The sequence below is a fragment of the Sphingomonas sp. NIC1 genome (genome assembly GCF_001638925.1).
Classification (GTDB): domain Bacteria; phylum Pseudomonadota; class Alphaproteobacteria; order Sphingomonadales; family Sphingomonadaceae; genus Sphingomonas; species Sphingomonas aquatilis.
Genome location: NZ_CP015521.1, coordinates 2482956 through 2505631, shown reverse-complemented (window position 1 = coordinate 2505631; position 22676 = coordinate 2482956). Strand labels below are relative to the sequence as shown.

Annotated in this window: 13 protein-coding genes; 8 read left to right on the top strand and 5 right to left on the bottom strand. The window is 67.8% G+C overall.

The window, feature by feature from the left end:
- Nucleotides 1-3 precede the first annotated feature (3 nt).
- Together A7E77_RS11875 and A7E77_RS11870 are read right to left on the bottom strand one after the other, a co-directional pair.
- Nucleotides 4-741 carry a GntR family transcriptional regulator gene (locus A7E77_RS11875; protein ID WP_020486424.1) on the bottom strand — a complete coding sequence of 246 codons (738 nt, stop codon included), beginning with the start codon at nucleotides 739-741 and terminating at the stop codon, nucleotides 4-6.
- Nucleotides 742-819: 78 nt separating this feature from the next.
- A complete protein-coding gene (locus A7E77_RS11870) occupies nucleotides 820-1590 on the bottom strand; it encodes a copper homeostasis protein CutC (protein ID WP_226341893.1) in 771 nt (256 codons plus the stop codon).
- Between the two features lie 267 nt (nucleotides 1591-1857).
- On the opposite strand from A7E77_RS11870, the gene A7E77_RS11865 reads away from it, so the two are divergent.
- The 7 genes from A7E77_RS11865 to A7E77_RS11835 all read left to right on the top strand — a co-directional run bounded on the left by A7E77_RS11865 (nucleotide 1858) and on the right by A7E77_RS11835 (nucleotide 18516).
- The gene (locus tag A7E77_RS11865) at nucleotides 1858-4578 is read left to right on the top strand and encodes a TonB-dependent receptor (protein WP_063688239.1); all 2721 of its coding nucleotides are present in this window, start codon (nucleotides 1858-1860) and stop codon (nucleotides 4576-4578) included.
- Nucleotides 4579-4747: 169 nt separating this feature from the next.
- On the top strand, nucleotides 4748-7117 hold the full coding sequence (locus tag A7E77_RS11860) for a beta-N-acetylhexosaminidase (protein ID WP_063688237.1): 2370 nt from the start codon (nucleotides 4748-4750) through the stop codon (nucleotides 7115-7117).
- A complete protein-coding gene (locus A7E77_RS11855; protein ID WP_063688235.1) occupies nucleotides 7114-9651 on the top strand; it encodes a beta-mannosidase in 2538 nt (845 codons plus the stop codon). The genes A7E77_RS11860 and A7E77_RS11855 overlap by 4 nt, the downstream gene beginning before the upstream one ends.
- A gap of 250 nt (nucleotides 9652-9901) precedes the next feature.
- Nucleotides 9902-12445, top strand: a complete 2544-nt coding sequence (locus tag A7E77_RS11850; RefSeq protein WP_063688233.1) for a glycoside hydrolase family 3 C-terminal domain-containing protein — start codon at nucleotides 9902-9904, stop codon at nucleotides 12443-12445.
- Between the two features lie 140 nt (nucleotides 12446-12585).
- Nucleotides 12586-14025, top strand: a complete 1440-nt coding sequence (locus A7E77_RS11845; RefSeq protein ID WP_063688231.1) for a glycoside hydrolase family 125 protein — start codon at nucleotides 12586-12588, stop codon at nucleotides 14023-14025.
- Nucleotides 14025-16427, top strand: coding sequence for a GH92 family glycosyl hydrolase (locus A7E77_RS11840; protein WP_063688229.1), 2403 nt, complete (start codon nucleotides 14025-14027; stop codon nucleotides 16425-16427). The genes A7E77_RS11845 and A7E77_RS11840 overlap by 1 nt, the downstream gene beginning before the upstream one ends.
- A 175-nt stretch (nucleotides 16428-16602) precedes the next feature.
- Nucleotides 16603-18516: an alpha-L-fucosidase gene (locus A7E77_RS11835; protein WP_063688227.1), complete on the top strand. Its 1914-nt coding sequence runs from the start codon at nucleotides 16603-16605 to the stop codon at nucleotides 18514-18516.
- Nucleotides 18517-18692: 176 nt separating this feature from the next.
- Here A7E77_RS11835 and A7E77_RS11830 read toward each other — a convergent pair whose 3' ends face one another.
- On the bottom strand, nucleotides 18693-19451 hold the full coding sequence (locus tag A7E77_RS11830; RefSeq protein ID WP_063688225.1) for a competence/damage-inducible protein A: 759 nt from the start codon (nucleotides 19449-19451) through the stop codon (nucleotides 18693-18695).
- A gap of 50 nt (nucleotides 19452-19501) precedes the next feature.
- Here A7E77_RS11830 and map point away from each other — a divergent pair, with 50 nt between their 5' ends.
- Entirely contained in the window at nucleotides 19502-20329 is an 828-nt protein-coding gene (gene map / locus A7E77_RS11825; protein WP_063688223.1) for a type I methionyl aminopeptidase, read from the top strand.
- 158 nt (nucleotides 20330-20487) lie between these two features.
- On the opposite strand, the gene A7E77_RS11820 is transcribed toward map, so the two are convergent.
- Together A7E77_RS11820 and A7E77_RS11815 are read right to left on the bottom strand one after the other, a co-directional pair.
- Nucleotides 20488-22065, bottom strand: coding sequence for an alpha-N-arabinofuranosidase (locus tag A7E77_RS11820; RefSeq protein WP_063688221.1), 1578 nt, complete (start codon nucleotides 22063-22065; stop codon nucleotides 20488-20490).
- 86 nt (nucleotides 22066-22151) lie between these two features.
- A complete protein-coding gene (locus tag A7E77_RS11815; RefSeq protein WP_063688219.1) occupies nucleotides 22152-22574 on the bottom strand; it encodes a hypothetical protein in 423 nt (140 codons plus the stop codon).
- Nucleotides 22575-22676 lie beyond the last annotated feature (102 nt).

Genomic DNA, 22676 nt, shown 5'->3' with positions numbered 1-22676 from the left:
GGATCAGGTGTCGGCGAGCTCGGCCACGAAATCGTAGCTGTCGCCGCGGTAATAGGATCGGGTGAATTCGACCGCGCGGCCGTCGCGCAGGAAGGCGCGCCGCTCGATCAGCAGCCCGGGCGAGCCGGGATCGACGCCCAGCATGCGCGCATGATCGCCGCCGAACGGCACCGCACGCAGCCGCTGCAACGCGCGGACCGGGCGATGCCCCGCCTCGGTCAGCGCCGTGTACAGCGAGGCATCGACCGCATCGACCGACGGCAGGCAGAAGCCGGCGATCGTCGACAGCTCCAGCGCCATCGGCACCTCGTCGGCGAAGCGCAGCCGTTGGAAGCGATAGACCGGCGCGCTGGGCGACAGCGCCAGCGCCATCGATTCCTCGGGCGATACGATGCCGGCCGCGCGCGAAATCCACGCGCTCGACGGCACGCGCCCGCGCGCCACCATATCTTCCGAGAAGGACGACAATTTGCTGAAATTCTTCTCGACGCGCCCGGCAACGAACGTCCCCGCGCCACGACGGCGGGTCAGCAGGCCTTCCTCGACCAGCCCCTCGATCGCCTTGCGCACCGTGATGCGCGACACGCCATATTCGACCGCCAGATCACGCTCCGCGGGGATCGCATCGCCGCGCGTGATGACGTCCGTGGCGATCGCGTCACGGATCAGCTGTTGCAGCTGGAGATAGAGCGGCGAGGGATTTTCAGCGCGGAACCGCCCCACCTTGCTCATGAAACTCATCGTCGATCCCCTTTTCCGCAAGCGTCTTCGGCATCAGGCGTGCCACGCTACGCGGACCGGCGCCAGTGGCACCTTGCGCTACAATTGTCTTAGATTGGACTTGTCGTCAATCACCTGTCGCAGCGCTGCGACTCTATTGGCATTGGTCTGGCGCGGCAGCGGACCGAAGCCAAAGCGGTCCTGCTCCACTGCGGACGCAGGATCGCTTGCCGAGCCGTGCAGCGCGCCCGCATTGGTCGCATCCAGCAGCGCGGCTGCCGTGTCGGCCGCCACCCCCGCCCCCGCCATGATCGTGCAACGCCCCGCCGCGCGCGCAACCATCGCCGCGATCGTCGCCGCCCCCTCCATCGCGGTGCGCGCGCCGCCGGAGGTCAACACATGGTCGAACCCCAACGCGACCGCCACATCGACCGCCGCCACCGGGTCGGCCACGACATCGATCGCCCGGTGCAAGGTGAGCGGCAGGCGATCCTCCCCAAGCCCCGCGATCCAGGCCCGCATCGCCTGCTCCGCAAGCTTTCCCCCAGCCGTCGCGCCGAACACCAGCCCCTGTACCCCGGCCGCGACCAGGGCACGCGCCTCGGCCAACGCCAGCGCCAAATCCTCGGCGTCATAGTCGAACCCGCCCGCCCGCGGCCGCACCATCGCCCGTACCGGCACACCCGCCGGCACCGCCAGCGCAAGGACTTCCGCGACCAGTCCCGCCGACGGCGTCAGCCCGCCCAGCGCCAGCGCGCCGCACAGTTCGATCCGGTCACATCCCCCCGCGATCGCCGCCGCCGCGCCCGCCGCCGATTCGACACAGATTTCGAGCGCGACTCGGGAGCGCTCCACTGTTTGCGATACCATCACCTCGAAATCTCCTTTGGAACGGCATTTCGCCCTAAACAGCTCATCGTACGAGAGCGAAACGACACAATAGGTCAGCTACCCTACCAAAATAAATGTGACAGTTTTTATATATACCATTTGGGCTTTATTGGATATGTAGCAACGCAGCAGCAACGAGCAGGAAACGCGTAACTGTTTCGCCGTGGCTGCACTGTCGCCGGCTTTGCGGCAGCTGGGAATGGGGGGGGGCATGCGGCCGGGCGTGTTCCGACAAGGACAATAAACATGCGCCTTCGCCACATGATCTTTGTGACCACCGCGCTCGTCAGCGTCGCTGGCACCGCCCACGCACAGGATGTGACCGCCGCCGCCCAGAGCAGCAGCGCTACCACGCCCGGCTCGTCCGACGACATCGTCGTCACCGGCTACCGCAAGAGCCTCCAGGACGCGATCGCCACCAAGCGCCGCACCAACGCCATCGTTGATGTCATCAGCGCCGAGGACGTGGGCAAGTTCCCCGACACCAACGTCGCCGAATCGCTGTCGCACCTTCCCGGGGTAACCGTCGACCACCAGTTCGGCGAGGGCGAGCAGGTCTCAATCGCCGGCGTCGAACCCGCGCTGAACCGCATCCTGATCGACGGCCACGCGATCGCCTCGGCCGACTGGGGCGGCAACCCCGGCGATCGATCGAGCCGCACGTTCAACTATTCGCTGCTGTCGCCTGAAATCATCAGCCAAGCAGTCGTCTACAAGACCCCCGAAGCCCGGATTCAGGAAGGCGCGATCGGCGGCACCGTCGACGTCGTCACCCGCAAGCCGCTCGATCTGAAGCCCAACACGTTCACCGCAACCGGCGGCTACGAATATAACGACCGCTCGGCGCGCGGCAATTTTCGTGGCTCGGCGCTGTACAGCTGGCACAATGACAGCGACACGTTCGCGATCCTGGGTTCGGTCAACTACGACAAGGAAAACCTCGCCCGCGCTGGTGTCGCAGTCTACGGCTACCTGACCGGCAGCCAGTTCACGACGACCAACGCCGCGGGTCAAACCGTGCTGCAGAACCCGAATGCGGTGATCACGGGCGGCACGATCAACGATCTGAAGACCGCGCGCCTGCCGGCCTTCCTCGCCCACGAATATTTCCAGCAGACGCGCCAGCGCGTGGGCTTCACCGGGACCGCGCAGTTCAAGCCGACCGACAATTTGACGCTGACGGCGAACGCGATCGTGATCCGTGGCAATTACGACAACTTCAGCAACTCCGAATACAGCTACAACGTCCGTGGTTCGCAGCTGACTGCGGCGACGATCAGCAACGGCTTGATCACCTCGGCGACCTTCGCCGCGCAGCCGTCCACCAGCAAGACCTGGATGGGCGAACTCGATACCAACTTCCGCCGCACCCGTATCCGGAACGACAGCTTCAACATGCTGTTCGACTGGAATGTCGATGGTTGGAAGGTGACCGGCAACGGTGGTTACACGCGCGCCAGCGGCGGCAAGAACCCCGAATATCTCCTGAACTTCCGGACCCGTCAGGGCTTCACCGTCGGCGCCAACGGTCGCAACACGATGCTCAACTGGGACAATCCGGCGAGCGACGCCAAGCAGTGGATCAGCACCTCACCCGCGGAATCGAGCCTGCGCACGGAGCCGGCGGTTCTCGCCGCGACGAACGGCGCCGGTTTCTTCGGCGCGCAGATTGGCGGCATCACCAACGCCGAAAACACGGTCGACAAGGAGAAGTTCGGCCAGGTCGACTTACAGCGCGACCTCGACGCCGGCCTGCTGCGCAAGCTGTGGTTTGGTGTGCGTGCCAGCGTGCACAACAACCAGCAGACCACTTACGGTGGCGCGACCTTCACCAACAACTTCTTCACGCTCGCCGACCTCGGGTCGTACGTACTGGACGGCAACGTCTACAACGGCCTGCAGACCACCGGCAACGCGACGCCTTATGCGACGCTGACGCAGGCGAATGCGATCAAGGCGCTGACTGCGCCCGGCACGCTGAACGTGACCCGTCCGCTCGACACCGGCAGCTTCTTCCAGGTCGAAGAGCGGATCGGCACCGCCTATGTTCAAGTCGATTACGAGACCGGCAAGTTCCGCGGCAACATCGGCGGCCGCTTCGTGCGGACCAAGGACATCTCGAACTACTATCTGTCCTCGGGTGGCCGCACGACGCTCGTCACCGCACCGCGCACCGACGACCGCTTCCTGCCGTCGTTCAACATCGCCTATGACGCCGGCGACACCGTGGTGCTGCGTGGTGCCGCGGCGAAGGTGATCGCCCGTCCGCGCTACAGCGATCTTGCCGGTTCGCTGAGCCTCGACGACACGCAGAAGACGGGCAGCGGCGGCAACCCCGACCTGAAGCCTTATGCAGCGACCAACTTCGGCCTGTCGGCCGAATGGTATTTCGCGCCGGGCAGCTACCTGTCGGGCGAGCTGTTCTACCGCGACATCACCAATTACATCGGCAACACCACGCAAGAGCAGACGATCACCAACCAGCTGACCGGCCAGACCAACACGTACAGCGTGTCGCGTCCGACCAACGGCGGCAAGGCGTCGGTCACGGGCTTCTCGGTCACCGCACAGGCGAACCTGATCTGGGGCTTCGGCATCCAGTCGAACTACACCTTCGCCAGCGGCGAAACCCCGGTCGCCGGCCAGGGCCTGCCCTACCTGTCGCGCAACACCTACAACATCGTCCCCTATTTCGAGATGGGACCGTTCCAGGCGCGCGTCAGCTACAACTACCGTTCGAAGTATTTCTACGGCTTCGGTCGCCTGCAGTCGGCGAACATCACCGATGGCTATCGCCAGCTGGACTTCTCGGCGACGTACAACATCAACGAGCATTTCCGTATCACGGCGAATGCCTCGAACCTGCTGGACGAAACCTATTACCAGTACAGCAGCACGCCGGCGGCGCCGACCGCTCTGTACAAGAATGGTCGCGTCTTCTCGCTGACGGGCACCGCCCGCTTCTAACCCTTCCTCCCCGACGAGCGCGCTCCCCTGCGCGCTCCGGCCTCGGACCCCGGCGCGCGATCCAGCGACGCCGGGGTCTTTTTTGTGACTTTTTGATGCGCGGGCATGGACGCCGCGACGATGCTGCTTCAAGATACGTGCAATACCAAAACATGACCAAGGGGCAGGCATGACGCAGCACGTCGGTATCGCAACCATCGTCGGGGGAGCGGCGCTGGCCCTGCTCGCCTCCGCCACCCCCGCCATTGCGCAGACGGGCGCTGAGCCTGCGCTCGCGCTGCTGCCGATGCCGCAATCGGTGGTCCGCGGCACGGGCAGCTTCACCGTCGCCAACGGCGCGAGCATCGCCGCGACCGACGCCGGCGCCAGCGCCGCCGCCCGCCTGCTCGCCGACCACGTCCGCACCACCCGCGGCCTCGCGCTCACCCCCGGCACCACCGGCGCGATCCGCCTCGTCCGCGACGCCAGCGTCACCGGCGACGAAGCCTATCGCCTCACCGTCACGCCGCAGGGGATCACCGTCGCCGCATCGGGGAACCGCGGCCTCGTCCATGGCGCGATGACGCTCGCGCAATTGCTCAGCCCCGATGCGGCGTTCGGCAAGCCCGTTGCCGTCCCCGCCCTCACCATCACCGACGCGCCCCGCTTCGGCTGGCGCGGGCTGATGATCGACCCCGCGCGCCACTTCCTGCCGATGCCGGCGCTGCGGGCGATCGTCGACCAGATGGCGAGCGTGAAGCTCAATACGCTTCACCTGCACCTGACCGACGACCAGGGCTGGCGCGTCGAGATCAAGAAATACCCCAAGCTCACCAGCATCGGCGGCTGGCGCCTGCCGCCTTGGACTGGTGGCCCGCAGCCGACCGAGAAGGATCGCGTCGGCGGCTTCTACACCCAGGCGGAGCTGAAGGAACTGGTCGCCTATGCCGGCGTGCGCGGCATCACCATCGTGCCGGAGATCGACCTGCCCGGCCACGCCAATGCGCTGGTCGCCGCCTATCCGGAGCTCGGCATCCTCGGCGACCGGCCGCTGGTCAGCAACAATTGGGGCATCATGCCCTATCTGTTCAATCCGGGGCCGAAGGGCATCGCCTTCGTCAAGGACGTGCTCGACGAGCTGATGACGATCTTCCCCGGCACCTACATCCACCTCGGCGGCGACGAGGCGGTCAAGGACCAGTGGGAACGCAGCCCCGAGGTGCAGGCGCAGATGAAGGCGCTGGGCATCAAGTCTGAAAACGCGCTGCAAAGCTGGATGATCGAACAGTTCGGCACCTACCTCCAGTCCAAGGGCCGCCGCCTGATCGGCTGGGACGAGATCCTGGAGGGCGGCCTGCCCGCCTCCGCCTCGGTCATGTCGTGGCGCGGCGAACAAGGCGGGATCGACGCCGCCAACATGGGGCATGACGTCGTCATGTCGCCGGGCAACCCGCTCTACCTCAACGGCTTGCAGAGCCGCCGCAGCGACGAGCCGCCCGGCCGGCTCGACATCACCACGCTGCAACAGGTCTATGCCTACGATCCGCTGCCCAAGGGCATCGCCGCGGACAAGGCGCACCACGTCCTCGGCGCGCAGGGCAATCTGTGGAGCGAATATATCGTCACGCCGGGGCAGCTCCAGCATCTGATCTTCCCGCGCGCCGGCGCGCTCGCCGAAACCACCTGGTCGCCCAAGGTCCAGCGCGACCGGCCGACGGACCTCGCCGCCTTCCTCCCCCGCCTGCAACGTCAGGACGATCGCTGGTCGCGCGCCGGCATGCGCGTCGCCGACAGCGCATTCGCGGTCGGCTTCGACCTCACCGGCACGCCCGGCGATGCGCTGCGCAAGAACAGCGTGGCGCTCGCGCTGTCGACGCAGGTCCCCTATGGCACGATCCGCTACACCGTCGATGGCAGCGCGCCGACGCTGCGCTCGCCCGCCTATACCACGCCGTTGACGCTGAAGCCCGGCATCATGGTGAAGGCCGTCGCCTTCGACGCGAACGGCGCCCCGACGGCAGCGGTCCGCAGCTTCGATACGTCGCGCGCCGCCCTGCTCGCGCGTTCAAGTTCGGACATGGCGGCCTGCCCCGCCGGCGCGCTCGGCCTGCGCGTGCCGCTGACCTCGGAAGCGACCGCCGACGCGCCCGTCTACAACATCAACCTGTTCGACACGTGCACGCTCTACCCCGACGCGCCGCTCGACGTCGCGCGCGGCTATAGCGTCGAGGTCGTGCGCCTCGCCCGCCATTACGGCCTCGCACACGAACAGCGCATGGTGCGCGAACATTACAATGTGTCGGCGCATGGCGAGCTGCTCGTCCAGGTCGGCTGCATTTCCGCCGCCGCCGCGCAAAAGGCCGGCGACAAGACCGCCCACCCGATCGCAGTCGGCGCCTTCCCGCTGCCCGATCCGAAGACGGCGCCGCAGCGTTTCACGCTGTCGGGCACGCTGCCAAAGATGACGGGCGATCGGGACGTCTGCTTCCAGTTCACCTCCCCGCTAACCGACCCCTTCTATACGGTGGGCAAAGTCCAGCTGACGGAAGGTTCGAAGTGAAGCGCGCCCTCCTGACCCTGCTGCTCGCCACCTCGCCGCTTGCCGCGCGTGAGGTAGTGCCGCTCGACGGCGCATGGCAGGCGCGGCTCGACCCCGCCGACACCGCCGCCGCCAAGGCACACCCAAAGGAAGCGCGCTGGTTTGCCGCGCGCGTGCCCGGTAGCGTGCAGGAAGACCTGATCCGCCTGAAACGCGTGCCCGATCCCTTCGTCGGCACCAATGAAGGCGCGATCCAATGGGCCGGCCTGTCGGCGTGGCAGTACCGCAAGACGCTGACCGTCACGCCGCAGATGCTCGCGCACCGCCACCTCGACCTCGTGTTCGACGGGCTCGACACGTTCGCGACCGTCACCGTCAACGGGCAGCCGCTGCTGACTGCGGACAATGCCCATCGCCGCTGGCGTGCCGATGCGAAGCCGCTGCTAAAGGCGGGCGAGAACGAAATCCTCGTCACCATCGCCAGCCCGATCAAGACGCTCCAGCCGATGGTGCTGAAGGAAGCGCACCCGCTGCCCGGCGAATATGACAGCGCGTTCGGCGACGAGCCCAAGGGCGTGCAAACAAGTCCCTATATTCGCAAGCCGAAATATCAGTACGGCTGGGACTGGGGTCCCCGCCTCGTCGCCAACGGCATCTGGCGCTCGGTCAAGCTGGAGGCGTGGGACGATGCCCGCCTCGACCATGTCCGCGTCGCGCAGGACGCGCTGAACGACGCCGAGGCGCGCCTGACCGCGCACGCCACCGTGGTCTCGGACACGACGAAGCAGGTCACGCTCACCGCCACCGTGACCGGCCCCGACGGCAGCCGCCAGACCGGCCAGGCGACCGTCACGCTCGCGCCGGGCGAGAACCCGGTGACGATCCCGCTGACCGTGCCCAAGCCGCAGCGCTGGCAACCGGTCGGCTATGGCGCGCAGCCGCTCTATACCGTCGCGACCACCTTCGACGGCGACACGCAGACGCGCGCCATCGGCCTGCGCACCGTCACCCTCGATCGCAAGGGCGGCGCGTTCGGCTTCATCGTCAACGGCACGCCGATCTTCGCCAAGGGCGCGAACGTCATTCCGTTCGACAGCTTCCCCGCCCGCGTCGACCCTGCCGAACCCGAAGCGCTGCTCAAGGCGGCGCGCGACGCGAACATGAACATGGTCCGCATCTGGGGCGGCGGCTATTATCTCGACGACGCCTTCTACGCCGCCGCCGACCGGATGGGCATCATGGTGTGGCAGGACTTCATGTTCGGCGGATCGGTGACGCCGCCCGACGCCGCCTTCCGCGCCAATGTCGCTGCCGAAGCCGACGAACAGGTCGCGCGGATCGGCGACCACCCCTCGGTCGTGATCTGGGCCGGCGGCAACGAAGTGCTGTCGGGCTGGGAAAACTGGGGCGACCGCAAGGCGTTCAAGAAGGCGGTCGGCGCCGACGAGCAGGAACGGATCGGCGCCGGCATGGCCGTGCTGTTCGACCGCGTGCTGCGCGAGGCGGTGACGCGCAACAGCCCCGGCACGCCCTATATGCCCGGCTCGCCCTCGACCGATTACGAAGGCCCGGTGGATACCGACGCCAATGGCGACCGCCATTTCTGGGATGTGTGGTCGGGATCGAAGCCGGTCGAGAACTATCTCGACAGCTGCCCGCGTTTCATGAGCGAATATGGCTTCCAGTCGATGCCGACCATGGCGACGATCCGCCTGTTCGCCGGGAAGGGGACGCTCGACCCCGAAAGCCCGGTGATGAAGGCGCACCAGAAGTTTCTGGCCGGCGAGGGCAATGCCCGCCTCAAGCTCTACCTCGACCAGCGGCTGCGCCCCGCCAAGGACTTCGCCGACTTCGTCTACCTGACGCAGGTCAACCAGGCGCAGGCGATCGACCTCGCTGCGCGCCATCACCGCGCCTGCCGCCCGGTGACGATGGGCTCGCTGTTCTGGCAGCTGAATGACGTCTGGCCGTCGATCAGCTGGGCCAGCATCGACCATCTCGGCCAGTGGAAGCTGCTGCAATATCAGGCGAAGCGCTTCTTCGCGCCGCAGGCGATCGTCGCCGAACACCGCAATGGCGCGACCCGCGTCGTGCTGGTGTCGGACGCGACCGGCGCCATCCCCGCGCACTGGCGCGTGACGGTACGCGACATGACCGGCGCGACTTTGGGCGTGCGCGAAGCGGACGCGACGCTCGCACCATTGTCGTCGACCACCGTCGCCACGCTGCCCGACGCCGACCTGTTCGGCAGCGCCGATCCGGCGAAGAGCTATGCCGTTGCCGAATTGATCGTCGGTGGGCAGGCCGTCAGCCGCACGATCGTCGAACGCCTCGTGCCCAAGGCCATGGCCTATCCCGATCCGGGCCTGACCATGCGCCGCTCGGGCAACGCCCTGACGATCACCGCAAAGAACCTCGCCCGCGCGGTGATGGTCGACATGGGCGATACGCCCGGTCAGGCAAGCGACAGCGGCTTCGACCTGCTGCCGGGCGAGAGCAAGACGGTGACGCTGACCGGCAAACAGACGCCGGTCCTCAGGACGCTCGCCCGCTGATGGCGGCCACAACGCTCCCCCACTCCCCCCGTCACCCCGGACTTGGGTTCCCATCAAAGTATTACTTTGATGGGGTCCCTGTTCCGGGGTCCACTCCGCGGCGAGGGGGGTGGCAAGAGGCTCGAACGCTGCCCTCGCGGCCCGGTGGACCCCGGACCAAGTCCGGGGTGACGAAGCGCGCGGGGCACCCCAACCGCACACCCTCTTCGCGTCTTCGCGTCGTCGCGCGAACCATCATCGGAGCGCCTGAATGATCCCCGCCCTCCTGCTGCTCGCGCAAGCGGCCGACCCCATCTCCACCGCCATCGCCACGATGACGCCCGAACAGAAGGCCGCGCAGCTGCAAAGCACCGCGCCCGCCGACCCGGCGATCGGCCTGCCCGCCTATGACTGGTGGAACGAAGGCCTCCACGGCCTCGCCCGCGACGGCCAGGCGACCGTCTTCCCGCAGGCAATCGGCCTCGCCGCCACCTGGGACACCGATCTGCTGGGGAAGGTCGGCACCGTCGTCTCGACGGAGGCACGCGCCAAGTTCAACGCGCAGCCCGTCACCGCGAACCGCCGCATCTACCAGGGCCTCACCATCTGGTCGCCCAACATCAACATCTTCCGCGATCCGCGCTGGGGCCGCGGACAGGAGACGTACGGCGAGGACCCGTATCTCACCGGCACATTGGGCGTCGCCTTCGTGCAAGGATTGCAAGGCCCCGACCCCGCCCATCCGCGCGTCGTCGCCACGCCGAAGCACTTCGCCGTCCACAGCGGTCCAGAAGCCGGTCGCGACAGCTTCGACGTCGATCCGTCCCCACGCGATCTCGAAGCGACCTATTTCCCCGCCTTCCGCCGCACGATCACCGAAGGCCGGGCGATGTCGCTGATGTGCGCCTATAACAGCATCCATGGCGTCCCCGCCTGCGCCTCGTCGCCGCTGATGAACGAGCGCCTGCGCCGCGACTGGGGCTTTACCGGCTTTACGGTGTCGGACTGCGACGCGGTCGGCAACATCAGCAGCTATCACCATTATCGCCTCGACACCGCCGGCGGCGCGGCGGCGGCGGTGCGCGGCGGCACCGACGTCAATTGCGGCAGTGCCTATGCCGCCCTGCCCCAGGCGTTGAAGCAGGGCCTGATCACCCAGGCCGAGGTCGACACCGCGCTCACCCGCGCCTTCCGCGCGCGCCAGGCGCTGGGCATCGCGTTCGGCGGCACCAGCCCCTACAGCCGCATCCGCCCCGATCAGGTCGGCACGCCCGCCCATCAGGCGATCGCGCTGGAGGCGGCCCGCAAGTCGATCGTGCTGCTCCAGAACACCCCCGATCGCCTGCCGCTGAAGGCCGGCGCGAAGATCGCGGTCATCGGCGCCGACGCCGACGACCTCGGCGTGCTTCAGGGCAATTACCACGGCACCGCGATCCGCCCGGTCACCCCGCTCGACGGCATCCGCGCGCGCTTCGGCGCCGCCAACGTCAGCTATGCGCAAGGCTCCGCGCTCGCCGACGGGGCCGCGGTCGTCGTCCCCGAAACCGCCTTGCGCGCGGGCGGCAAGCCCGGCCTGCGCGCCGACTATAGCGGCACCGCGTCGGTCACCCGGCAGGACCGCCGCATCGACCTCGACTTCAACCGCGCCCCCGTCGCGCCAGGCCTGCCCGTCGGTCCGTTCAAGGCGAGCTGGACCGGCGAGTTCGTGCCGCCCGGCCCCGGCCAGTACCGCCTGATCATCGACCAGTCGCAATGCTGGAAGGATTGCACCACGCACGACAGCGCCCGCGTCACGCTGGGCGGCAAAGTGCTGCACGACGGCCCGCTGCCCAAGGGCCGCGTCGAGATGACGGTGGACAGCGACGGCACGCCGCAACCGATCGCGATCACGCTGGACCATGTATCCGAAGACGAAAGCTTCCGCCTGCTCTGGATGCCGCCCGCCCAACCCCTGCTCGACCAGGCTGTGGCGGCGGTGCGCGACGCCGACGTCGCGATCGTCGTCGCCGGCCTGTCGCCCGATCTGGAAGGCGAGGCGCTGTCCGTCTCCGTCCCCGGCTTCGTCGGCGGCGACCGCACCGACATCGCCCTCCCCCTGCCGCAACAGCGCCTGCTCGCCGCACTGAAGGCGACCGGCAAGCCGATCGTCCTCGTCCTCAGCAGCGGCAGCGCGGTCAGCGTCGATCCCACGTCCGCCGACGCGATCCTCGCCAACTGGTATCCGGGCGAGGCCGGCGGCACCGCGCTCGCCGATGTGCTGTCGGGCGTCACCAACCCCGGTGGCCGCCTGCCCGTCACCTTCTACCGCGCCACCACCGATCTGCCCGCCTTCATCGACTATGCGATGAAGGAGCGCACCTACCGCTACTTCACCGGCACGCCCCTGTGGGGCTTCGGCCACGGCCTCAGCTACACGCGCTTCGGCTATGCCGCCCCGCGCGGCGCCGCGAGCATCACCGCCGGCCAACCGCTCAAAGTCGAGACCACCGTCACCAACACCGGCGCACGCGACGGCGACGAGGTGGTGCAGGCCTATCTCGTCCCCCCTGCCTCCACCCGCCCGCTCGGCAGCACGGAGGCGGTGCTGCAACGCCAGCTCGTCGGCTATCGCCGCGTGAACCTGAAGCGCGGCAAGGGCATGTCCATCGCCTTCACCCTCACCCCCCGCGACATGAGCATCGTCGACCACGACGGCCGCCGCCACGTCGCGCCGGGCGCCTACCGCCTCTACGTCGGCGGCGGCCAGCCCGGCGACGGAGCGGGCCAGTGGTTCGACTTCGCCGTGACCGGCACCGACACGGACCTGCCGAAATGACCCGCGACCTCTCCACCCACACCCCGTCACCCCGGACTTGTTCCGGGGTCCACCCATCCGCGAGGGGCGGGCCAGAGGCTCAAGCCCTCCCCCCAGCCGCACAGTGGACCCCGGACCAAGTCCGGGGTGACGGTGGAAGTGTGGCGGACGTTCCGAACCTCTCTCGCCGCCATTTCCTCGCCGCCAGCGCGGCCACCGCCGCCAGCGCCGCCACCCCCGCCTTCGCCGCACCCGCCTTTCCCAGCAAGCGCCCCGCCCCCGCCGACCGCCGCTTCGTCAGCCCCGCGGTCGAGCGCGATCTCACCCGCGTCGCCAAGCTGATCGGCGACCCAAAGCTGCGCTGGATGTTCGGCAACTGCTACCCGAACACGCTCGACACCACCGTCCGCATGAGCAGTGTCGACGGCAAGCCCGACGCCTTCGTCATCACCGGCGACATCCCCTGCCTGTGGCTGCGCGACAGTTCCGCGCAGCTCAAGCCCTATCTCCACCTCGTCAAAACCGCGCCCGAATTGCGCCGCCTGTTCACCGGCCTGATCGCCCGCCAGGCGCGCTGCATCCTGATCGACAGCTACGCCAACGCCTTCATGGAAGACCCGACGGCGAAATCGAACCTCGAATGGTCGCTGCACGACGATACCGTGATGAAACCTGGCGTCGCCGAGCGAAAATGGGAGGTGGATTCGCTCTGCTATCCGATGCGCCTCGCCTACCAATATTGGCGCGCCACCGGCGACAAAACACCGTTCGACGCGACCTGGGCCGCGGCGGCGAAGCGCAGCATCGCGACCTTCCGCGAACAGCAGCGGATGGACGGCCACGGCCCCTACAGCTTCCGCCGCTCCGCCCCCCAGCCGACCGAGACGTTGCTGTGGGGCTATGGCAACCCCACCAGGCCGAACGGGCTGATCCATTCGGGCTTCCGCCCGTCGGACGATTCCTGCACCTATCCGATGCTGATTCCCAGCAACCTGTTCGCGATGACCGCACTGCGCGAACTCGCCACGGTGGCGCAGGAAACCGGCAACGACGGCGGCATCGTCCGCGATGCGACACAGCTCGCGCTCGAGATCGAAAGCGCGCTGCGCCGCTTCGGCACGATGCGCCTGCGCGACGGGCGCGAGGTCTGGGCCTATGAGGTCGACGGCTTCGGCAACGCGCTGTTCATGGACGACGCAAACGTGCCCTCGCTGTCGAGCCTCGCCTATCTCGGCTGCGTCGATCCCGCGGATCCCCTGTGGCAGCGTACCCGCGACGCCTGCTGGAGCGACACCAACCCCTGGTTCTTCAAGGGCACGGCCGGCGAAGGCATCGGCGGCCCGCATGTCGGCGAAGGCCAGATCTGGCCGATGTCGCTCACCATCCGCGCGCTGACATCCACCGACGACGCCACGATCCGCGCCTGCCTGAAGACGCTGCGCGACACCGACGGCGGCACCGGCTTCATCCACGAAAGCTTCGACCGGAACGATCCCGCCAAGTTCACGCGGAGCTGGTTCGCCTGGGCCAACGGCCTGTTCGCCGAACTGATCCTGCATCTGGCGAAGACGCGGCCTGCCCTACTCAAGGAGACCTTCTGATGTCCTCACCCTTCCGCGGCTTCGCCGCTCCCTCCCTCTCCCACCGGGAGAGGGAAGGGGCCCGCCCGGCGCAGCCGGGTGGGAAGGGTGAGGGCGTCACCCGCCGCACCCTGCTCGCCAGCACCGCCGCCGCCAGCCTCCCCCTGCCCGCCTTCGCCGCGACCGCCGCGCCGGCACGCGCCAACCTCTTCATCGGCACCGGCGGCCACGGCCACACCTATCCCGGCGCGACCGTCCCGTTCGGCATGGTGCAGCTCTCCCCCGACACCGACGTCGAACGCTGGGACGCGTGTTCGGGCTATCACCGCACCGACACGTCGATCATGGGCTTCAGCCACACGCATCTGTCGGGCACCGGCATCGGCGACATGCTCGACGTGCTGGTCGTGCCGACACGCGGCCCCGTAAAGCTCCTCCCCGGCCCGCTCGACAACCCAGACGCCGGCTATCGCCAGCGCTTTACCGCCGAACATGCGGAACCCGGTTACTACCGCGTCGCGCTCGAAACCGGTGTCCGCGCCGAGCTCACCGTGACGGAGCGGACCGGCTACCACCGCTACACCTTCCCCGCCGGCCCCGCACACGTCCTGATCGACATGTCGCACCTGATCCTCGACAAGAGCGACCATCCCCCGCTCGTCGCCGACGCCAGCCTGGACATGGACGCCGCCGGCACGCTCACCGGCAGCCGCACCGTCAACCGCTGGGCCAAGGGCCGCCACATCCACTTCGCGATGCAGCTGTCGCGCAAACCCGACCGCGTTACCTTCTATGGCGACGCCGATGCCGAACAGCCCAAGGGCGCAGCTGGCGTGAAGGGCAACCGCGTCAAGGCCGTCCTCCATTACGACGACGCCGGCAGCGCGCCGCTCGTCATCCGCTGCGGCATCTCCGGCGTCGACGTCGCCGGCGCCCGTGCCAACCTCGCCGCCGAGGGCAAGAGCTGGGACTTCGACGCCGTCCGCCGCGCGGCGCAAGGCCGCTGGACGCGCGAACTCGGCGCGATCGGCGTCGAAGGCGGCACCGAGGATCAGCGCACGATCTTCACCAGCGCGCTCTACCACGCCCTGCTCGCGCCGACTCTCTTCTCCGATGTCGACGGCCGCTACATCGGCCTCGATCGCAAGCCGCACACGCTCCCGCAGGGCAATGCCGCCTACAGCACCTTCTCGCTGTGGGACACATATCGCGCGCTCCACCCGCTGCTCACCATCGTCGCGCCCGACAAGGCGCAAAGCCTCGTCGCCGACCTCATCCGCCAGACCCAGCAAAGCCCCTACGGCCCGCCGTGCTGGCCATTGCAGGGCGTCGAGACGGGCACGATGATCGGCTGGCACGCCGTCTCCGTCCTCGCCGAGGCGCAGAAGAAGGGCATCAAGGCCGATTACGCCGCCGCCTGGCCCGGCATCGCCAAACGCAGCTTCGACTTCGCGGCGCCCGACCTCGACAACAGCAAGGGCCGCGACCTCTACGACACGATGGGCTACGTGCCCGCCGACAAGCTGTTCGAAAGCGTCAGCCGTACGCAGGAATATGCGTATGACGACTGGGCCTCGTCGCACCTCGCCCGCGCCGCCGGCAAGACGGCGGAGGCCGACCGCCTGCTCAAGCGCTCGCGCAACTGGCGCAACGTCATCGACGGCCGCATCGGCTTCGCCCGGCCGCGCTTCGCCGACGGCAGCTGGTGGACGCCCTACGACCCGATCCAGCTGGGCCACATGCCCAAGCCCTGGTGGCGCGACTATACCGAGGCGAACGGCTGGCAGGCGACCTTCCTCAACCAGCACGACATCTACGGCCTGATGGAGCATATGGGGGGCGAGGCGAAGTTCGAACGCCAGCTCGACGCTTTCTTCACCGCACCCTCGACCTTGCCCGCCAACGCCCCGCCCGACATCGCCGGCCTCGTCGGCCAGTACGCGCACGGCAACGAACCCGATCAGCACGCCGCCTATCTGTACGCCTACACCGGCGCGGCGTGGAAGACGCAAGGAATGGTCCGCCGCCTGTGTACCGAGATGTACAAGAACGACCCAGACGGCATCATCGGCAACGACGATTGCGGCCAGATGAGCGCGTGGTTCGTCCTGTCGTCGCTCGGCTTCTATCCGGTCGATCCGGTCGAGGCGGTGTACGTCTTCGGCTCGCCACTGTTCGAACGCGCGCAGATCGCGCTGCCTGGCGGCAAGAGCCTGACGATCGAGGCGCCCGGCAACACAGCCGACGCGCCCTACGTCCGGTCGATCACCTTCAACGGCCGCCCGTGGACGCGCAATTGGATCAGCCACGCCGACCTGATGAAGGGCGGGCGCCTGGTCTTCACAATGAGCAAGACGCCGGTGAAGACCTTCGGCCAAGCCAAAGCCGACCGCCCACCCTCCAACGGCCGTCAACTGGCGTGATCCCTCTCCAAACCCACCCCGTCACCCCGGACTTGTTCCGGGGTCCACCGAGCCGCACGGGGGAGGCAAGAGGCTCCAGCCCCGCCCCCAGCCGCGGAGTGGACCCCGGAACAAGTCCGGGGTGACGAACCGAATGCCGCACACTCCCGCTCTACCCAATACCCGGAGCCACCCCGTGACCGACCTCTCCCGCCGCACCCTGATCGCCTCCGGCCTCGCCGCGAGCGCCGCCACCGCCGCCCCCACCTTCGCCGCGACCCCGGTCGCCGCCCCCAAGCCATGGGGTGCCACGCCCTCGACGCGTCAGCTCGCGTGGCACAAGCGCGAACGCTACGCCTTCGTCCATTTTTCGATCAACACCTTCACCGATCGCGAATGGGGCTATGGCGACGAGAGCCCCAAGCTCTTCAACCCGACCGATTTCTCCGCGGACCAGATCGTCGCCGCGGCGAAGGCCGGCGGCATGACCGGCATCGTCCTCACCGCCAAGCATCATGACGGCTTCTGCCTGTGGCCGACGATGCTGACGGAGCATTGCATCCGCAACAGCCCCTACAAGAACGGCAAGGGCGATATCGTCCGCGAAATGGAGCAGGCCACGCGCCGTCACGGCCTGTCGTTCGGCCTGTACCTGTCGCCCTGGGATCGGAACCACGCCGGCTACGGCCGCCCCGAATATATCGACTATTATCGCAAGCAGGTGGTCGAACTCTGCACCCGCTACGGAGAACTCTTCGAATTTTGGTTCGACGGCGCCAACGGCGGTGACGGCTATTACGGCGGCGCACGCGAAACCCGCACGATCGACGCGCCCAAATACTATAACTGGCCCTCGATCATCGCGCTCGTCCATCAGCATCAGCCGATGGCCTGCACCTTCGATCCGCTGGGCGCGGACATCCGCTGGGTCGGCAATGAAGACGGCATCGCCGGCGACCCCTGCTGGCCGACCATGCCCGACCACCCCTATGTCCAGTCGGAAGGCAACAGCGGCGTACGCGGCGCGCCCTTGTGGTGGCCGGCGGAAACCAACACCTCGATCCGGCCCGGCTGGTTCTACCACGCCGACGAGGATTCGAAGGTGAAGACGCCCGCGCGCCTGATCCGCTTCTTCGATGAATCGGTCGCACGCGGCACCAACATGCACCTCAACCTGCCGCCCGATCGCCGCGGTCGCCTGCCCGATCATGACGTCGCGGTGCTCAAGAGCTTCGGCGACGCGATCCGCGGCAGTTTCGCGACCGATCTCGCGACGGGCGCCGTCGCCAGCGCCTCGGCGACCCGCGGCCCCGCCTTCGCGCCCGCCAAGGTGCTCGACGGCAACCGCGACACCTATTGGTCGACGCCCGACGGCGACACCACGCCGACGCTGACGCTCGATCTGCCGCCGGGCCGCCGCTTCGATCTCATCCGCGTCCGCGAATATTTGCCCCTCGGCGTCCGCGTCACCCGCTTCGCGGTCGAGGCGGAGGTCGGCGGCGCATGGCAGCGGCTCGCCACCCACGAATGCATCGGTGCGCAGCGGATCATCCGGCTGCCCCAGCCGATCACCGCCCGCCGCGTCCGCCTCGTCATCCTCGAAGCGCCCGCCTGCCCGGCGATCAGCGAGCTGTCGCTGTTCCTCGCCGTCGCGCCCGTGGCCGTCGCCGCACCGCCCAGCCACGATGCCGCTGTCCTGTCGCCGCGCGACTGGACAGTCGTCACCGCCACCGCGCCCGGCGCCGAAGCCCTGCTCGACGGCGACGGCTCCACCGTCTGGAGCCAGCCCGCGCCGACCACGACACCGGCGTCGGTCACGCTCGACATGGGCAAGACGCAGGCGGTGGCCGGCTTCAGCCTCACCCCCTGGCGCCACCCCGACAAGGTCAGCGCCCCGCCCCGCGGCTACACCGCCGAAACCAGCACCGACGGCAAGACCTGGACGCCGGCGGCGGAGGGCGAATTCCAGAACATCGCCTACGCCCTCTCGACGCAGCGCATTCCGTTCACCACGCCCCGCCCCGTCCGCTACCTGCGCCTCACCTTCGCCGCGACTGCGGTGCCGGCGCAAAAGCTGGCGATCGCCGACGTGGGCGCATTCACGCGCTAAGCCAGTTCACGCTAATCCCACTCACCCCGTCACCCCCACCCACTCCGTCACCCCGGCCGAAGAGCCGGGGTCCCGCTTCTTCTTCAGGCCGAGGAACGAAAAAGCGGGACCCCGGGTCAAGCCCGGGGTGACGGAGCGGCGGGATGACGGAGTAGGGAGTGACGGGGCGATCGGGACTAAATCCCCCCCGCCACCACCGCACGCCCTGTCGCTTCCAACTCCCGCGTCAAATCCGCCAGACACCGCTCGACCAACCCCGCATCGGCGCTGCGCACGACGAAGTTCGCCCCCGTCCGCCCTTCGCGGAAGAACGGATAGCTACCGATCGACACGCCCTCGTGCGCCTTCTCGGCGTTGCGCAGCAGATCGACGACCTCGCTCTCCGCGACCCAACAACCGATCGTCCCCGATACCACCGGCCGGCCGCCCTCCAGCGTGCCCGTCAGCGCATCCAGCATCCCCGCGGTGATATGCGGCACGCCCGCCATGATGTAGATATTCTCGACGTGGATCCCCGGCGCGCCCGACACGCGATTGGGGATCAGCCCCGCCCCCGCCGGCACACGGGCCATCCGCGCCCGCGCCTCGGTCAGCCCGCCGCGCGTCGCATAATAGCGCTCCAGCGTCGCCAGCGCCTCCGGATGGTGCTCGACGCCCACGCCCAGCGCCTCCGCGATCGCATCGACGGTGATGTCGTCATGCGTCGGCCCGATCCCGCCGGTGGTGAACAGATAGTCGTTGCGCGCGCGCAGCGTGTTCACCGCCTCGACGATCGCCGCGGTCTTGTCCGCCACCACGCGCACTTCAGCCAGCCGGATGCCCTGCACATTCAGCCAGCTGGCCAATTGCGCGACATTCTTGTCCTGCGTGCGCCCCGATAGAATCTCGTCGCCGATGACGACCAGCGCGGCGGTCCAGATGCGTTCCTGCTCCATGTGACCCGCTTTACCTCGCAAAATGACGCTCGCCACGTTATATACGCGCGATGACCGAATATGTGACCGTCACCTCCGACGCGCCGGAAGGGCGCACCGGCGCGATCAAGCTCCATGGCCCCGCCGCCTTCGCCGGCATGCACAAGGCCGGACGTCTCGCCGCAGAAACGCTCGACATGCTGGTGCCGCACATGGTGCCGGGCGTCACGACGGCGGAGCTCGACCGGCTGATCTACGACTTCATCACCGCGAACGGCGGCGTGCCGGCGACTCTGGGCTATCGCGGCTATACGCATTCGACCTGCATTTCGATCAACCACGTCGTCTGCCACGGCATCCCCAGCGACAAGACGCTGAAGTCGGGCGATATCGTCAACGTCGACGTCACGCCGATCGTCGATGGCTGGCACGGCGACACCAGTCGCATGTACCTGATCGGCGACGTGCCGCTGAAGGCGAAGCGGCTGGTCGAAGTGACCTACGAATGCCTGATGCTGGGCATCGAACAGGCCAAGCCCGGCAACCACATGGGCGACGTCGCGCATGCGATCCAGCGCCATGCCGAAAAGCACCGCTACGGCGTCGTCCGCGATTTCTGCGGCCATGGCCTGGGCCTGCTGTTCCACGACGCGCCCGAAGTCGTCCATGTCGGCAAGCCCGGCACCGGACCCGAACTCAAGCCCGGCATGATCTTCACGATCGAACCGATGATCAACATCGGCCGCCCCGACGTGAAGCTGCTCGACGACGGCTGGACGGCGGTAACGCGCGACCGCTCGCTGTCGGCGCAGTTCGAACATTCGATCGGGATTACGGACGAGGGCTGCGAGATCTTCACGCTCTCGCCCGCCGGCTTCCACCAGCCGCCCTACGCCTGATCTCCGTCACCCCGGCCGAAGAGCCGGGGTCCACCGGGCCGCAGGGGAATGGCCGGAGCCTCCAGCTACCCCCTCGCCGCAGAGTGGACGCCGGAACAAGTCCGGGGTGACGGAGTGATTGGGGCGAGCGGCGCCGAGAGACAGCGCCGCCCCTCCCCTCACCTTACATCCAGCATCACCACCGACTTCGCCGGCAGCGCCACCGACAGCAGGCCGTTCGCCCCTAGGCTCGCGCCGGTGAACGCGACCGGTTTCAGCGTGTCAGGCGCATCGAAGGTATTGTGCGCATCCATCGTCGGCGCGGTCAGGATGCGTCCCGTCACGCTCTTGCCCGCCAGCCCGGCCAGCTGGACGGTCACCGTCGTCGCCCGGTTGGGATCGACGTTGGTCAGCCCGACATGCACGACGCCATCGGTGCCGCGCACCGCGCTCGCGCTGACAGCGCGCACCTCGTATTTGCCGCGCGTATACCAGTGCGAGGCGACCTCGACCGGCAGCACCGTGCCGTCCTGATAGTCCTTGTACATGTCGAACACCCAATAGGTGGGCGTCCTCAGCATGCGATTGCCGTCGGTCAGGATCATCGCCTGCAGCACGTTGACCATCTGCGCGATGTTCGCGCCGCGCACCCGGTCGGCATATTTGGCGAAGATATCGAGGTTCAGGCTCGCCACCACCGCATCGCGCAGGCTGTTCTGCTGGTAGAGGAACCCCGGATGCGATCCCGGTTCCTGATCGTACCAGGTGCCCCATTCGTCGACCAGCAGCGCGACCTTCTTCTTGGGATCGTATTTGTCCATGATGCGCGAATGCTCCTGGAGCAGTTCGTCCATCTTCAGCGCCTTGGATATCGTCACCGCCCATTCGTCTTCGCTGAAGCCGGTGGCCGCGCCCTTATGCTCCCAGCTGCCGGGGACGGTATAATAATGGACGCCGATGCCCTGGATCATGGTGCCCGCCTTGCGCATCATGACGTCGGTCCAGTTATAGTCGGTCGAATTCGCGCCGCTCGCGATCTTCATGATCGGTACGCCTTCGGGCGTCTTGACGAAGGTCGCGAACTTGCGCGTCTCGTCGGCGGCATAGTCGGGCAGCATGTTGCCGCCGCAGCCCCACAATTCGTTGCCGATGCCGAACATCGGCAGCTTCCACGGCGTCTTGCGGCCGTTGGCGGCGCGCTCCTTGGCCAGCGTCGATCCGGTCGGCGAGGTCATATATTCGACCCACTCGGCCATCTCGCGCGGCGATCCGGACCCAACGTTGCCCGACACATAGGCGTCGGCGCCGAGCATCTCGGAATAGTCCATGAATTCGTGCGTGCCGACCGCGTTATCCTCGGTCACGCCACCCCAATGGGTGTTGATCTTGACCGGGCGCTTGTTGCGCGGGCCGATGCCCTCGCGCCAGATATATTCGTCGGCGAAACACCCGCCCGGCCAGCGGACGACGGGCACGCGGATCGCCTTCAGCGCATCGAGCACGTCGGCGCGATAGCCACGGACGTTGGGGATCTTGCTGCCCGGCCCTACCCAGATGCCGCCGTAGATGCCGGTGCCGAGATGCTCGGCGAACTGGCCGAACAGGCGGCGATCGTATTTGGGCCCCGGATGGTCGCCACGCACCGATACGATATCGGTCGGCCCCGTCGCTGTCGCCGTCGCATCCTGCGCATCCGCCGCGACAGGCACCGCCGCCGCCAGCGCAGAGCATAGCAGCAGCCTCAGCATCGTCTTCATGCATCTCTCCCCGACGCGTCCCTGCGCGCTGGGGCCATGACTATCGGGCTATATTCGGCCCGTCAATTTGTTAGACAAAAGGAGGTTCAGCGCCGTCCGCGCCGGCTTTCGGCCTGCCGCGCCGCCGCGATCGTATCCACGACCAGCTCGTAATGCGCTGGCGAATAACCGGCCGCCAGGAAGGCCTTCACCTCGGCCGACGCGATCGCATAGCCGCGCTTCCAGCTCAGCACCGCGACCCGGCGCAGCGCCTCCAGCTTGGGATCGGCCAGCATCGGGCTGATCCGCACGCCGAACACCAGCTCCAGCCCGCGCGACAGCCGCCCCGGCTGGCGCAGCGTCGACAGGCCATCGCCGCGCGCAAGGCCGATCACCGACCGCTCCAGCTCGCTCAGCAGCGGGCGGTCCTCGGTCGGCGCCGTCACCCGTGGGGCGTCCGCGGTCAGCCCCTGCGCGCTCACGCGGGCATAGCCGGCGTTGCCCGGTTCGGCGAAAGCGAGAAAAGCCATGGTGTCACTCCCTTTTGTCCGAGCCGCAGGCCTCCCGTCCGTGCCAAAGGGCACGGTGCGCGCTGCATCGTCAGTGTCGTTCAGTCGAGATGGCGAAGGCTC